This window comes from Phosphitispora sp. TUW77 (genome assembly GCF_048453025.1).
Classification (GTDB): domain Bacteria; phylum Bacillota; class Thermincolia; order Thermincolales; family UBA2595; genus Phosphitispora.
This window is the reverse complement of record NZ_CP156677.1, coordinates 1,601,790-1,617,110: the sequence shown is the minus strand read 5'-3', so window position 1 is coordinate 1,617,110 and position 15,321 is coordinate 1,601,790. Positions and strand designations below refer to the sequence as shown.

General features: G+C 40.7%; 11 protein-coding genes. All 11 read left to right on the top strand.

All coding sequences use genetic code 11. The features are described from left to right. Positions 1–19: 19 nt before the first annotated feature. The 11 genes from nuoL (at position 20) to ABFY19_RS07590 (ending at position 15,285) form a co-directional block, all read left to right on the top strand. Positions 20–1,972, top strand: coding sequence for an NADH-quinone oxidoreductase subunit L (gene nuoL, locus ABFY19_RS07640; protein ID WP_418790063.1), 1,953 nt, complete (start codon positions 20–22; stop codon positions 1,970–1,972). Next, positions 1,972–3,525 (top strand): complex I subunit 4 family protein, encoded by a 1,554-nt coding sequence (locus tag ABFY19_RS07635; protein ID WP_418790062.1) that lies wholly within the window; start codon positions 1,972–1,974, stop codon positions 3,523–3,525. The genes nuoL and ABFY19_RS07635 overlap by 1 nt, the downstream gene beginning before the upstream one ends. After that, positions 3,525–4,952: an NADH-quinone oxidoreductase subunit N gene (locus ABFY19_RS07630; protein WP_418790061.1), complete on the top strand. Its 1,428-nt coding sequence runs from the start codon at positions 3,525–3,527 to the stop codon at positions 4,950–4,952. The genes ABFY19_RS07635 and ABFY19_RS07630 overlap by 1 nt, the downstream gene beginning before the upstream one ends. A gap of 178 nt (positions 4,953–5,130) precedes the next feature. After that, positions 5,131–5,496, top strand: coding sequence for a YraN family protein (locus ABFY19_RS07625; RefSeq protein WP_418790060.1), 366 nt, complete (start codon positions 5,131–5,133; stop codon positions 5,494–5,496). Between the two features lie 12 nt (positions 5,497–5,508). Then, positions 5,509–7,071 carry a YifB family Mg chelatase-like AAA ATPase gene (locus tag ABFY19_RS07620; RefSeq protein ID WP_418790059.1) on the top strand — a complete coding sequence of 521 codons (1,563 nt, stop codon included), beginning with the start codon at positions 5,509–5,511 and terminating at the stop codon, positions 7,069–7,071. A 355-nt stretch (positions 7,072–7,426) separates the two neighbouring features. Next, positions 7,427–8,836, top strand: a complete 1,410-nt coding sequence (locus tag ABFY19_RS07615; protein ID WP_418790058.1) for a sigma-54 interaction domain-containing protein — start codon at positions 7,427–7,429, stop codon at positions 8,834–8,836. Positions 8,837–8,881: 45 nt separating this feature from the next. Further along, the gene (speE, locus tag ABFY19_RS07610) at positions 8,882–9,715 is read left to right on the top strand and encodes a polyamine aminopropyltransferase (RefSeq protein WP_418790057.1); all 834 of its coding nucleotides are present in this window, start codon (positions 8,882–8,884) and stop codon (positions 9,713–9,715) included. Between the two features lie 213 nt (positions 9,716–9,928). Then, a complete protein-coding gene (locus ABFY19_RS07605) occupies positions 9,929–11,824 on the top strand; it encodes a PrkA family serine protein kinase (protein WP_418790056.1) in 1,896 nt (631 codons plus the stop codon). A 22-nt stretch (positions 11,825–11,846) separates the two neighbouring features. After that, positions 11,847–13,001, top strand: a complete 1,155-nt coding sequence (gene yhbH, locus ABFY19_RS07600) for a sporulation protein YhbH (protein ID WP_418790055.1) — start codon at positions 11,847–11,849, stop codon at positions 12,999–13,001. 108 nt (positions 13,002–13,109) lie between these two features. Further along, the gene (locus ABFY19_RS07595; RefSeq protein WP_418790054.1) at positions 13,110–14,537 is read left to right on the top strand and encodes a SpoVR family protein; all 1,428 of its coding nucleotides are present in this window, start codon (positions 13,110–13,112) and stop codon (positions 14,535–14,537) included. Between the two features lie 103 nt (positions 14,538–14,640). Then, positions 14,641–15,285 carry an adenylate kinase gene (locus ABFY19_RS07590; protein ID WP_418790053.1) on the top strand — a complete coding sequence of 215 codons (645 nt, stop codon included), beginning with the start codon at positions 14,641–14,643 and terminating at the stop codon, positions 15,283–15,285. Positions 15,286–15,321 lie beyond the last annotated feature (36 nt).

Genomic DNA, 15,321 nt, shown 5'->3' with positions numbered 1-15,321 from the left:
GGTAGGTGCAAAGAACAAGATGATTGATTTTGCTCTTCACAACGCCTGGTTGATACCTCTCCTGCCAGCAATTGCATTTGTGCTGATAGTTTTCGTTTTCAGACCACTTCCTAAAGCGAGCGCTTTTATAGGAATTACAGCAATTTTGATGTCATTTTTGCTGGCGGTTAATGTAGGTATAGGGGTAATCCAGGCCGGAGACCTGTATGTTGAACACCCTCTCAAACAAGTGGTAACTTGGTTTGAAATGAGTGGGCTGAAGATAGAAATGGGAGTTCAAATTGACCCGACGTCAGCCATGATGTTGTTCATGGTTAGCCTAGTGGCTTTAATGGTCAATATCTATTCACTGGGTTATATGCATGGTGACCCGGGGTTCTCCAGATTCTATGCTTTTTTAGCCCTGTTTGCTATGTCTATGCTGGGACTGGTTATTGCTCCCAACCTTTTACAAATGTTCGTTTTCTGGGAGCTGGTAGGTTTATGTTCATACCTCCTGATAGGTTTCTGGTGGCATAAGTACTCTGCGCGGGAAGCAGCCAAAAAGGCTTTTATCACCACACGTACCGGTGATTTTGGTCTCTTGCTGGGTATTCTTCTCCTGCAGATTAATTTTGGTACCCTTGACCTGGTGACCTTGGGTGACATGATTCCTAACTTCCAGCAGTATACCAACCTTACTTTTGGCAGCCTGACCGTTATTGCAGCAATTCTGTTCCTAGGTCCTATCGGGAAATCAGGCCAGTTTCCGCTTCATGTGTGGCTGCCTGACGCTATGGAAGGCCCTACACCGGTCAGTGCCCTGATCCATGCTGCAACTATGGTTGTTGCCGGTGTTTACCTGGTTGGACGGACCTTGATTTTGTTTAAGACTGTTCCGGGTGCTATGGCCTTTGTTGCTTTTATGGGTGGCTTTACAGCATTGTTTGCTGCTACCATAGCTATTACACAGACGGAAATGAAAAAAATACTGGCATATTCAACAGTATCACAGCTTGGCTATATGATGCTGGCACTTGGTGCAGGGAGCCTTACAGCCAGTATGTTCCATTTGATGACACATGCCTTCTTTAAGGCTCTGATGTTTCTGGGTGCAGGTAGCGTTCTGCATGCTATGAGCAATGAGGCCAGTATTTGGAAGTATGGCGGACTCAAAAAGAAGATGCCGATTACTTACTGGACATTCCTGACCGGATGTTTGGCTATAGCAGGTATCTTCCCCTTTGCAGGTTTCTTTAGCAAGGACGAAATACTTCTAGTGGTAAAAGAAGCCTCTCACGGAGCACATTTTGCGGGACTTTATTCAGTGCTGTTCTGGATGGCTACAATTACGGCTGCTTTAACAGCGTTTTATATGTTCCGGATGTTCTTTATCTGCTTCCATGGTGAACCTAGGGACAAGTCATTCCACCCGCACGAGTCACCATTTTCGATGGCATTTCCGCTTGTTGTACTGTCATTCCTCTCCATATTCGGCGGATTTGTTGGCGCTCCATGGGTTGAGCATGGCTTCGGCTATTTTGTGAGGCTCGGAGAATTCCATCATGCTTCAGTTGACTGGACCATAATCATAGTATCAACTATCCTGGCTTTGGGGTCGATTTTCTTGGCCTACTGGATTTATGGTAAAAAAGCTGTTTCTCATGAAGCAATTGCTCATAAATTAGCGCCGTTTTACAAGCTGTCATTTAATAAGTACTATATTGATGAAATCTATCTTTGGCTGATCCATAATGTTCTTGACGGACTTGGCCGTATTCTTTGGTGGTTTGATATCACAATTGTTGACGGTATTGTTAACGGAATCGGAAATGCCGCTAAACTGCTGGGCAGTATCTTAAGGCGTGTTCAGACCGGTAATCTCCAGCACTATGCGCTGGTATTATTTGCTGGGGTTGTTATTCTGGTTTTAATTATGGGCTTTGCTGATACCACTTCAGCCAGCTTGAGCCTGTTAGGAGGTGTGAGATAATGGGCTTTCCTGTACTGACTGCTATTTTGCTGGCACCAATTATTGGGGCATTAATCAGTGTCTTTATACCAAAGGAAGAATCAAAGATAATTAAAGCAGTAGCTGGCATCACTACCTTCATCTCACTGGCTCTTACAATAATTCTGTACATTGTGTACTATATTCAATATGTGAAGACTGGAATTGGAGGTTTTGCTTTTACCGAAGACATCCCCTGGGTTGCTGACCTTGGAGTTATTTATTCCCTGGGTGTAGACGGTTTCAGCCTCCCGATGCTGCTTTTGACAAACATTATCGGTTTTACCTCAATATTTTCACGTTCCTGGAGCAAGGAAAAACGTGCCAAAGAATTTTATATTCTGCTCCTGATTCTGATTGCCGGAGTAATGGGAACCTTTTTGGCCCGTGATCTGTTTATATTTTTCCTTTTTTACGAAGTAGTTGTAATCCCCATTTATATAATGGTTATTATCTGGGGTAGTGGAAGTAAGACAAAGGACGTAACCAAAGAGTATGCAGGTATGAAACTTACCATCTATTTGCTGATAGGAAGTGCATTCCTTTTAGCAGCCATGATCTGGTTGTACAAGGTGGCAGGTTCAATTCTTGGGAGTCCAACATTTGATATTGCTAAACTGGCATCTGTTGCTTACCCAATCCAATTCCAAATAATAGTATTTGGGATGATGGCATTTGGCTTTACTTGCCTGCTGTCTATGTTCCCATTCCATTCATGGTCACCAGACGGGTATGCCGGAGCGCCAACAGCGGTTTCAATGATTCACGCCGGTGTACTGAAAAAGATTGGCGGTTATGGTCTCATCCGGATTGGATTGTTTATCCTGCCGTTTGGAGCAAAGTTTTGGGCTCCGCTGATAGCCATTTTTGCGGTAGCTAACGTAGTATATGCCGCATTAATTTGTCTGGCACAGAAAGACATGAAATATGTCGTCGGTTATTCCAGTGTAAGTCACATGGGCTTTGTCCTTATTGGGGTAGCATCAATGAATATCATTGGTCTTAACGGTGCTGTAGCTAATATGTTTGCTCATGGTGTAATGTCAGCCCTCTTTTTCTCCATGGTTGGATACATCTATGCGGCAACTAAGAGCAGGTATATTCCTGACCTGGGAGGCTTGGCGCACCAAATGCCGGTTGCAGCTGTCGGTTTTATTGTAGCTGGAATGGCCTCGGCTGGTCTGCCGGGCTTGGTAAGCTTTGTACCTGAGTTTACGACTTTTGTTGGCGCATTTAAGGTGCCATCCTTACAGATTCCGGCATTAATTGCTCTGACCGGTGTGGTTCTTGGCGCGGTGTATGTTTTACGGATGGTTGCAAATGTATTATTTGGACCCCGTAAGGAAGAGTGGGATCATGTAGAAGATATCAAAGGTTCATACTGGATTCCGGTTGTGGTCCTGATTGCATTTATCGTCGCCTTTGGTGTATTCCCTTCAATACTCATGGATATGGTAAATTCCGGAGTGCAGCCTATTGCTGCTAAATTAGTTCAGGTTACAACTGCTGCAGCTCAGATGGGAGGGAATATTTAATGGATCTGTCTTTGCTGACTATTGAAATTGCAACTGTTATTCTGGCGATTACGGTACTGGTTATCGGGTTACTGATTCCTAAAGAACAGAGATTTGGACTTGGGTATCTGGTAACCATCGGCCTGGCGTTTATACTTTTCCTTAGTTTTGGGTTCTATGGTATAAATTCCAGCGCATTTGAAGGTATGTACAATGTTGATGATTTTTCGATATTCTTTAAGCAATTGGTGCTTACCGCCGCCGTTTTGGTTACCCTTGCCGCAACACTATATGTTAAGAAAATAGGAACAAATTACGGCGAGTTTTTTGTGATGACAGTTTTTGCTGCTCTTGGGATGATGATTCTTTCATCTGCAGGTGAGTTTATCACACTGTACCTTGGCTTGGAAACAATGACCATTTCCTTTTACATTCTTACCGGATTTAAGAAAAATGACAGTAAGTCTGCTGAAGCCGGTATCAAATACCTGATTCTCGGAGCTATGTCGTCCGGTATTCTGCTTTACGGTTTAAGTCTTGTATACGGTATTACAGGGACAACGGTAATTTCAGAAGTTGCCATGAAGCTAAAAGAAATGGGCAGTCTGTCACCGGCTATGATAGTAGCTGTCATATTCCTGGTTGCCGGGTTTGGTTTTAAAATTTCTGCAGTTCCGTTCCAAATGTGGTCTCCTGACGTATATGAGGGAGCACCTACACCTGTTACCGCATTTCTTGCTGTTGGGTCCAAGGCAGCTGCATTTGCAGCTCTTATCCGGGTATTCCTGATTGCATTCCCTGATTACAGTCTGCAGTGGAAAATGCTCTTTGCGGCATTGGCTGCCCTGACTATTATCATCGGTAACTTGGTAGCTATTCCTCAGACAAATATTAAGAGGATGCTTGCTTACTCCAGTATTGCTCAGGCAGGTTACATTATGACCGGTGTAATTGCCGCTAATCAGGCAGGGGTAAGGGGTGTTGCCTTTTATGGAATGTTGTATGTGTTTGCTACAATTGGAGCATTTACCGTAGTCATGAACTTTTCTGCAAACACAGGCAGTGATGAGATTAGGGACTATGCGGGCTTAGCTCAGCGCTCACCTCTTATGGCAGCAGTTTTGACTGTTTGTCTGCTCTCAATGGCAGGTATTCCTCCTCTGGCAGGATTTGCCGGAAAGTTTTACCTGTTTTCATCCATAGTAGATCAGGGTTATCTCTGGCTGGTTATTATCGGGTTATTGATGAGTATGGCATCGGTTTACTACTATCTCTCAGTTGCTAAAGTAATGTATATGGCTGATCCTGTGGATAACAGTCCAATTATGGTACCAGCAGGGGCAAAAGCAGTTCTGTTGATTACCATGATTGTTACGGTATTCCTTGGTGTTTATCCACAGCCGCTGTCAGTTCTGGCTAACCTTGCAGCAAATTCATTGTTCTTTTAAAAGAAATGCACTGTTTTTCTAAAAGAAATGAAAAATTAAAGGAACTGACTCATAACTAGTGAGTCAGTTTTCTTTTGGGCCAAAATGATGTTATCAATAAAAATTTTTGCTTATACTAGTAAAAAAATGGATACAAAGGAAACTACTTACATGATATAATGTTTTTGAGGTGTTTAATTTGACAGGTTTCAACAAAAGAGCCATAGGTGCTATTGGGGAAGATATAGCGACCCAAATGCTAAATGAACAGGGCTATATTATTCTTGAAAGAAATTTCCGCTGCCGATATGGGGAAATAGATGTGATTGCCAGAATCGGGGATACACTTGTTTTTGTTGAAGTAAAAACGCGCAGGAATAAGCACTGTGGAACTCCTGAAGAATCAGTTGATTATAGAAAACAGAGCAAATTAAGGTTGCTGGCAAAGTACTATATGTACATAAACCAGAATTATTCGCAAAAAATAAGGTTTGATGTATATGCTGTCAGGCTTGATAAAACCAATATGCTGGAGTCAGTCCAGGTATTGGAAAATTGTTTGTGAGGAGGCGGGATATTGTTAGCAATTGTTAAAAGTTTTGCTCTAAAAGGACTTGATGGATATCCCGTCGATGTTGAAGTAGATATCTCTAACGGATTACCCGGCCTTGAGATAGTTGGACTTCCTGACACTGCCGTGAAGGAATCAAGAGAACGGGTTAGGGCTGCAATTCGTAATTCCGGTTTGGAGTACCCTATGAGAAGAATCACGGTAAATATGGCTCCGGCTGATACTAAGAAGGAAGGCGCTGTTTTTGATCTGCCCATTGCGATAGGCATTCTTGCTGCTTCCGGCCAGTTGCTCAATGCAAACTTTGAGAAATATGTTTTTCTGGGAGAGTTGTCACTAGATGGCTCAGCAAGAGGGGTTACCGGGATCCTGCCATTAGTTATGGGAGTTGTTGAAAAGACATGTTTTCAGGAGATAATTGTTCCCATTGATAATGCCGATGAGGCGGCTCTTGTTGCGGGGGCAAAAATAATGCCTATTGTCAGTTTGACTCAGGTTGTGGCTTTTATTGATGGAAGAACATCAATAAAAGCTCATGAAATAAACATAGAAGAAATTATGAAAAACGGCTGTGAATCTAATTCTGATGATATGGCTGAGGTTAACGGACATTACAGGGTAAAGAGAGCCCTGGAGGTTGCCGCTGCAGGGGGGCATAATATACTGATGACCGGACCCCCGGGATCCGGGAAAACTATGATGGCAAGAAGGCTGTGCCAGATTATGCCACAAATGTCGACACAGGAAGCCCTTGAAGTAACTAAAGTATACAGTGTGGCTGGGTTATTAAAAAAAAATCAGCCACTATTGACTGGCAGGCCTTTCCGGTCACCCCATCACAATGTCTCCAGACCAGGGATGATAGGTGGAGGGAACAGTCCCAGGCCGGGTGAAATTAGCCTTGCTCATTTTGGAATACTTTATCTTGATGAGCTGCCTGAGTTTGCGAGGGATACACTGGAGTCCCTTAGACAGCCGATAGAAGACGGTAAGGTTTGTATATCAAGGGTACATGGCAGCATTGAGTACCCAGCCCGAATGATGGTTGTGGCCTCAATGAACCCGTGTCCTTGTGGTTATCTTGGAGATGCCTCAATACAGTGTGTCTGCACCCCTAATCAGGTTAGCCGTTACAGGAACAGGATTTCCGGCCCTTTGTTAGACAGGATGGATATTCACATCGAGGTTCCTAGAATTCATTATAAGGAACTTCAGGAGACTCAACAAAATGAAACTTCGGCACAGATTCGCATTAGGGTTGAGAACGCCAGGCAGTTACAACAGAGACGTTTTGCATGTACAGGAGTCAGTTCTAATTCACAGATGAGTGGTAAAGAGATAAGAATGTATTGTCAAATTGATGATAAAGCGGCAGACCTTATGAAGACCGCTTTTGAATCCTTGCAGTTAAGTGCTAGGGCTTACAAGAAAATATTAAAGGTTGCAAGAACGATTGCCGACCTAGATAAATGTGAAAAAATCAGTGGAAAGCACATTGCTGAGGCAATTCAGTACAGGACCAGTGACCGAAGATATCAAAACGGATTTTCGATTCAACAGGGAAGTTAGTAATCATTTCGTCTTTTTCTGGGATGATGGGTTCAGTATGGCAGCCGCCGATTTGAACAACACAGATAGAGTGACCCCACCTCCAAGCAAGAGCAGCACTAAAGCAAGAATTTTACCAAGCATTTTATATTCTTCCCTTCCTTTTTTGCTATTAGTTGTTCCTTAATTCAAATTAAAATATTCTTTTGAGACATTTCTCAAAACCATTCATTCTCCATGATAAACGATTTAATGCCATGAAAACCCATTTAACTTAAAATTCTGACCATTACAGGAAAAACTAAAGTCAATGTTCCATTGATAAGATACAATTTATCCTGAATAGGACTGCAATACATTATGAGGTGTAAAGTATATGATTTTATCAGAAAAAGCAGCAAACTATCCGGATTCCAGTCTCATTTTGGACCATGCTTTCAATGGAATCATAGCAGTGGATAAGGATGGATATATTTCGGTATTTAACAAAACTGCCAGGGAATTTTACCGGTTTTTAGATGATGTAGAGGGAACTCATATTAGGGAAATAATGCCCGAATCTCCTCTTCTAGTTGTTTTGGAGACTGGAATACCTGAAATTGGCAGGAAAATTGCTGTTAATGGCAGGGAGTGTATTGCAAATTGCACTCCTATCATAAAAAATGAAGAAGTTGTGGGAGCAATAGCAATCTTAGAGGATATGAATGCAATTCAGAAAATCATTGATAAAATGGATTCTCTGATTAACCAGGCAAATAAAGCAGCTAATCACAAACACAAAATGGAAAATATTGTGGGGAAGAGCCAGGTGATTGTACAGCTAAAAGAAAACACAATAAAAGCAGCTAATGTAGATTCAACAATATTGCTGAGAGGTGAAACCGGTACAGGAAAGGAACTTTTTGCTCATGCCATACATATGGAGAGTTCGAGGAAATATGGTCCGTTTATCATAATAAATTGTTCGGCAATTCCAGAAAACCTTATTTGTGCTGAATTGTTCGGGTTGGCTGAAATTTCAGGGAGAGGACTATCCGGACATGGGAAGATTGGTAAATTTGAACTGGCAGACCGGGGAACATTATTTATTGATGATATCGGGAATGTTTCGTTTGCAGTGCAGACCAAAATTTTAAACATAATACAGGCCAGGGAGATTCAAAGAATAGGGGATGACCGGACAAAACTGTTAGATGTAAGAATTATCGCCGGCACAAAACACGAACTCGATAAATTGGTAAAACAGAACATGTTTCATGAAGAACTTTATTATAAGCTTAGTATCAATAGTTTATATATACCTCCTCTGCGTGAGAGGCGTGAGGACATAGAGACTTTAATTAATTTTATGATTGAAAAAAATAATAAACAATATGGGAAAAAGGTTGTTGGGATTTCCACTAAAGCATATAACATTTTCATTAATCACACTTGGCCTGGTAATGTGCGAGAAATGGTCAGTGTTATGGATCAGGTATTTAATGTTATAGAAGATCAAATAATTCAGCATTATCACCTTCCGTCATACCTTAACAAGATGTCAAACTCACAGCTTCAGACAAATTGCAGTATGTCACTTAAGAATATTTTGGAGGATACTGAATGTAATGTAATAAGACAGGCCTTGCAGTTTACAGGGGGTAACAAGGTTAAAGCTGCCAGGAGATTGGGAATTTCGAGGGCTAGCCTATACCAAAAAATCGCAAAACATAACCTTCTTGAGAGCAATACCGGCGGAAAAACGCAAAATAAAGATTTGATGCAGGATTTCTGCAGTCTGGGCTAGAATAATGTATAAATATAATTCAAGGGAGGTTTTGAAGTATAGATTATGGGATTTTGGTTAAATGAAAAGCATACTGACGGATACTCGGTAAAGTGGAAATTAAATGAAATATTATATACTGAACAGTCGGATTTTCAACACCTGGCTGTTGTTAATACATTTGATTTTGGTAAGGCTCTGGTTCTTGACGGTATTGTACAAACTACGGAAAAAGACGAATATATCTATCATGAAATGATAGTACACCCGGCCATGATGGCTCATCCTAATCCCCAAAAAATACTGGTTATTGGTGGTGGTGACGGGGGTACTGTCAGGGAGGTAACAAGGTATCAATCTGTCGCAGAAGTAGATCTTGTTGAAATTGATGAAAAGGTTGTTAATATCTGCCGTAAGTATTTGCCCTCAATAAGCAGCGCTCTAGGCGACAAAAGAGTAAAGATAATAATTGAGGACGGGCTGAAGTTTGTCAAGGGAAAAGAAAATTATTATGACCTTGTTATAGTGGATTCATCAGATCCCATTGGTCCGGCAATCGGGCTTTTCGGAGAGGAATTTTATACAGATATCTATAATTCCTTGAAGGAAGGGGGGATATTAGTAGCTCAGAGTGAGTCACCTGTTTTTAATAGAGACCTTCTTGCAGGTGTACATAAAAATATCAACGGCATTTTCCCTATAACAAGAACGTATCTTACAGCTATTGCAACATATATTGGAGGTTTCTGGACATTTACCTGTGGCAGTAAAAAATATGACCCTCTTGATGTAACACCTGATATGGACATGTTAAAGGAGATGAACCTAAAATATTATAATGAAGACATACATCAGGCATGTTTCGCGCTGCCTAATTTTGTCAGACAAATATTTGAATAAACGAATAGAAATGTTCAATTATAAATAGATATGGGTAGATGTATTGCTGAAGGCGTAGATGTTGATCGCCCGAGGGAATGCATCTGCCCTTATTTTATTTAATGAAGGTATATCTTTTTTTATATTCTTATTTAGGTTTTCATCCTACATACTTAAGCATATAATGTTTAAGAAGAAATTAACTTAAATCTAGGTGGTTTGGGGGGAAATTAGATGGAAATACTTAAAGAGTTAGCTGATTATAGGAAGCAACAAGAAGTTCTGCAATGGGAAGGTACCTTTGCTCAGTACCTGGATATGGTTGTCAAGAATCCCCAAATAGCCCAATTATCTCATGCAAGAGTCTATCAAATGATCAAAGACCATGGCATTAATAAAGAAAATGAGAGATTAAAGTACCATTTCTTCGACAAGGAAATCTTTGGACTGGATAAGACCATTGAACGATTGGTCGAGGAATATTTTCATCCTGCAGCCAGAAGACTGGACGTTAGAAAGCGAATATTAATGTTAATGGGTCCTGTCAGTGGCGGCAAATCAACAATCGTAACAATGTTGAAAAGAGGGTTGGAACAGTATTCTAAAACAGATAGAGGCGCAATGTACGGTATTAAGGGGTGTCCCATGCATGAAGAGCCTCTGCACATGATACCCAAGGAAATGAGAGAAGAATTTTGGCAAATGTATGGGATTCATATTGAGGGAGAATTATGTCCTTCTTGCAGGATGATGCTGGGGAAAAAATATGATAACGATGTATCTCAGGTGATTGTTGAAAGGGTAATTTTATCTGAGGATAACAGGGTAGGTATTGGTACCTTTAGCCCGTCAGATCCTAAGTCGCAGGATATTGCAGAACTGACCGGAAGTATTGACTTTTCGACAATTACGGAATTTGGGAGTGAATCTGACCCAAGGGCATACAGGTTTGATGGGGAATTGAATGTTTCTAATAGGGGAATTATGGAGTTTCAGGAAATGCTCAAATGTGATGAAAAATTCCTATATAACCTGTTAAGCCTATCCCAGGAGGGAAACTTTAAGGCAGGAAGATTTGCTCTTATATCAGCTGATGAGGTGATTATTGCCCATACCAATGAGGCTGAATATAGGAGTTTTATTGCTAACAGAAAAAACGAGGCCCTGCAGTCGAGGATTATTGTTATGCCGATTCCTTACAATCTCAAAGTATCCGATGAAGTTAAGATTTATCAGAAGCTTATATTCCAAAGTGATATGACTGATATTCACATTGCACCACATGCTTTAAGAACGGCTGCAATTTTCTCTATTTTATCAAGGTTAAAGGAATCCAAAAAACAAGGTATGGACCTGGTGAAGAAAATGAAGCTTTATGATGGTGAAGATGTAGAAGGGTTTAAACAAAAAGATATCAATGAGCTTCAGACTGAGGCTGTGGAAGAGGGCATGAGCGGTGTAGACCCGCGTTATGTAATTAATCGCATATCTACAGCATTAATACGGAGCGGGACGGTGTGCATCAATGCACTTGACATTCTGAGAGCTTTAAAGGACGGCTTGGACCGGCACCCATCCATAAGCAAAGAAGAAAAAGAAAGGCTTCTTGATTTTATATCAGAAGCAAGAAAAGAATATGATGATATATCTAAAAAAGAAGTGCAAAAGGCATTTGTCTATTCATTTGAAGAATCAGCAAAAACTCTTTTTAATAATTACTTGGATAATATTGAAGCCTACTGTGCCGGTGTAAAGGTTAAGGACCCGATTACCGAAGAAGAAATGGACCCAGATGAAAAGCTCATGAGGTCAATAGAGGAGCAAATTGGCATATCCGAAAATTCTAAAAAAAGTTTTCGGGAAGAAATCCTTATCAGGCTTTCAAATTATGCCCGTCAAAACAAGAGGTTTGACTACAGTTCTCATGAGCGGTTAAGAGAAGCTATAGAAAAGAAATTGTTTGCAGACCTTAAGGATATCGTGAAAATTACTACTTCCACCAAGACACCGGATGCGGAACAATTGAAGAGGGTAAATCAAGTTACTGTGAGGCTTATCGAAGATCATGGCTACTGTCCTGTGTGTGCTAATGAATTGTTAAAATATGTAGGCAGTTTGTTGAATAGGTAAATTTACTACATTCCGGGAGGTGATGGCGTTGAGAGGTGTCAGTTATACTGTATCTAAGGACGACTGGTCCCTGCACCGAAAGGGTCATATTGACCAGCGGCGCCATATGGAAAAAGTAAAGGAAGCCATAAAGAAAAACCTGGCCGACATAGTTGCTGAAGAAAGCATAATTATGTCAGACGGCAGGAAAATAGTAAAAGTTCCCATAAGGTCTCTTGATGAATTCCATTTTAGATTCAATAGAAACAAACAAAAGTATGTCGGCCAAGGTGATGGTAATACCAAACAGGGTGATGTACTAGGCCAGGACAGTAATTCACAGGGTCCTGGGAAAGGGTCCGGGGCTGGGCACGAGCCGGGTGTGGACTACTATGAAGCAGAAATTACGGTTGATGAACTGGCTCAACTTATTTTTGAGGACCTGGGTTTGCCGAATCTTAAAGAAAAGAAGCAGCAGGAATTGATAACAGATTCATTACAGTTCAGAGATGTCAGAAAAAAAGGGATTATGAGCAATATTGACAAGCGCAGGACTATTATGGAAAGCATTAGGAGAAATGCAGTTGAGGGTGCTGATAAAAACATTATCAAGCCTGATGATCTGAGATTTAAGACATGGGATGAAGATATCAAGTATCAGTCAAATGCGGTTGTAATTGCCATGATGGATACATCCGGTTCGATGGGACCATTCGAGAAATATATTGCCAGGAGCTTTTTTTTCTGGATGGTTAGGTTTCTCAGGACTAAATATCAAAATGTAAACATCATCTTTTTGGCTCACCATACTATTGCCAAGGAAGTAACAGAAGAAGAATTCTTTACCAAGGGGGAAAGCGGTGGGACACGATGTTCATCTGTTTATGAACTGGCTTTGGAAATAATTCAAAAACGGTTTCGACCGGAAGATTATAATATTTATCCTTTTCATTTTTCTGATGGAGATAACCTGCCGTCAGATGATGAAAAGTGTTTGGAACTGGTCCGAAAACTGTTAGAGTTATGTAATATTTTTGGATATGGAGAGATTGAGGGATTATATAATAATTCAAGTTCACTGATGTCAGTCTACCGTAAAATAAAGGATGAAAAATTCACCAGTGTGCTTATAAAAGATAAAACAGGGGTTTATCCGGCACTGAAGACTTTTTTTAAACCACATATCGGAAATTCATAATCAATAGAGTTCTTGCGTCAGGTGGAGTTTTAGGCTCCATCTGACGTTAGAAATTGTTATTTGCTTAAATGTGCAATAACGTACAATTGATAGGTTAGGTGTGATGGGATGACTTCAGAAGAAATTAAACTGTTTCAGGAATCATTGGAACAGATATCCGCCAAGGCCAAGGAATTTGGTCTCGATTTCTATGATATGCGTTTTGAGATTGTCCCTTCTGATATTATCTATACATTTGGTGCATATGGAATGCCGAACCGGTATTCTCATTGGTCTTTCGGCAAGGCGTTCCATCGTATGAAAACACAGTACGACTATAATCTCAGCAAAATATATGAACTGGTCATTAATTCCAATCCGTGTTATGCCTTTCTTCTTGACGGCAATTCATTGATTCAAAACAAGATGGTAGCTGCACACGTTTACGCTCATTGTGATTTTTTTAAGCATAACCAATGGTTCAGGCATACATCCAGAAACATGGTTGAATCAATGTCCAGGAATGCGGAACGCATCAGGGAATATGAGTTCAAATTTGGACGGGAACGAGTGGAAGCACTGCTGGACTCGGCAATGGCAATACAGGAACATATTGACCCAAGGTACAATATTGGCAGAAAGCGGGCATCACAAAATAAAAAGGATAAAGATAACAAATCAACACAGAAAAATAATCTTGAAACACCTTATGATGATTTGTGGAACATAGGGGTTCAAAAAGAAGAAAACACATCTATTTTCAAAAAGAAAAAAAAGTTTCCTTTAGAACCGGACAAAGATATTTTAGGGTTTATATCTGAACATAGTAATGCTCTAGATGATTGGGAACGGGATGTTTTATTTATTATCAAGGAAGAGATGCTTTATTTTTGGCCTCAGGTGGAAACCAAGATAATGAATGAAGGGTGGGCCACACTGTGGCATTCAAGAATAATGCGGGAAATAAATCTTAATGAAGATGAAACCATCGAATATGCAAAAATGCATTCAGGAGTTGTCCAGAAATCAAGGTCTGGGCTTAACCCTTATCATCTTGGCCTAAAAATCTGGGAGGATATTGAAAAAAGATGGGATAAACCTTCTGAAGAGGAGAAGAAGAAATATGGTCGTTCCGGAGGTCAGGGCAGGAAAAAAATATTTGAGGTAAGGGAGACTGAAAATGATATTTCATTTATCAGGAATTACCTGACCAAAGAACTTGTGGAAGAACTGGACCTTTTCCTGTTCCAAAAAGTATATACCAAGTGGCAGGTAGTTGAAACTGAGTGGGAAAAAGTCAGGGAAGGGTTAATTACTCTGCTGACAAATGGTGGCTTTCCGTATATCGTTGTTGTAGACGGCAATTATAAGTGTAATGGTGAACTGTACTTGTGCCACAGTCATGACGGCAGTGACCTGGACCTGTATTACCTTGAAAAGACCTTGCCATTTGTTTACAGACTTTGGGGCCGGACAGTTTATTTGGAAACAGTGGTTGACCATAAAAAGCTGCTTTATTCTTACAATGGGACTAAAATATCAAAACAATCCGTATAGGTGCAGAGCGTTTTTATGGGCAAAATGGGTGATATATGTTATAATTTCCTTATGATGCTAAATTAATGGTATCGGACCACATAATTGAGGGAGGAATAATACCTTGAAACTGATAATTATGGGACCGCCTGGAGCAGGCAAAGGTACCCAAGCAGAAAGACTTGTCAAGGAATTAAACATCACCCATATTTCTACAGGTGATATGTTCCGGGCTGCCATTAAGGAAGGAACCGAAATGGGGAAAAAAGCTAAAGAATACATGGACAAAGGCCAATTGGTTCCAGATGAAGTGGTTGTTGGAATGGTTAAGGACAGGTTGTTACAGCCAGATTGTGAAAAAGGGTTTCTTCTGGACGGTTTCCCTAGAACAGCAGCCCAGGCAGATGCTTTAAGCAAGACCCTTAATGAAATGGGAATTGAGCTTGATGGTGTGATTAATATTGAGGTTCCCAGGGAAAAGTTGATGGCGCGTCTAACAGGCCGCCGGGTCTGCAAATCTTGTGGCGGCAGCTATCATGTTATTTTTAATGCACCAAAGCGGTCAGGTATTTGTGACAGCTGCAGCGGAGAATTGTACCAGCGTTCTGATGATAATGAAGAGACTGTTTCCAATCGCCTAGATGTATATGAAGCTCAGACCCAGCCGTTGATTGAATATTACAGTGAGCTTGGGGTCTTTTTAAACATTAATGGAGACCAGAATATTGACATAGTTCTTAAAGATGTACTGGAAGTATTAAAGCAATAGCAGCAAGTATAATAAAGGTGTCTCTTGAGAGGCATC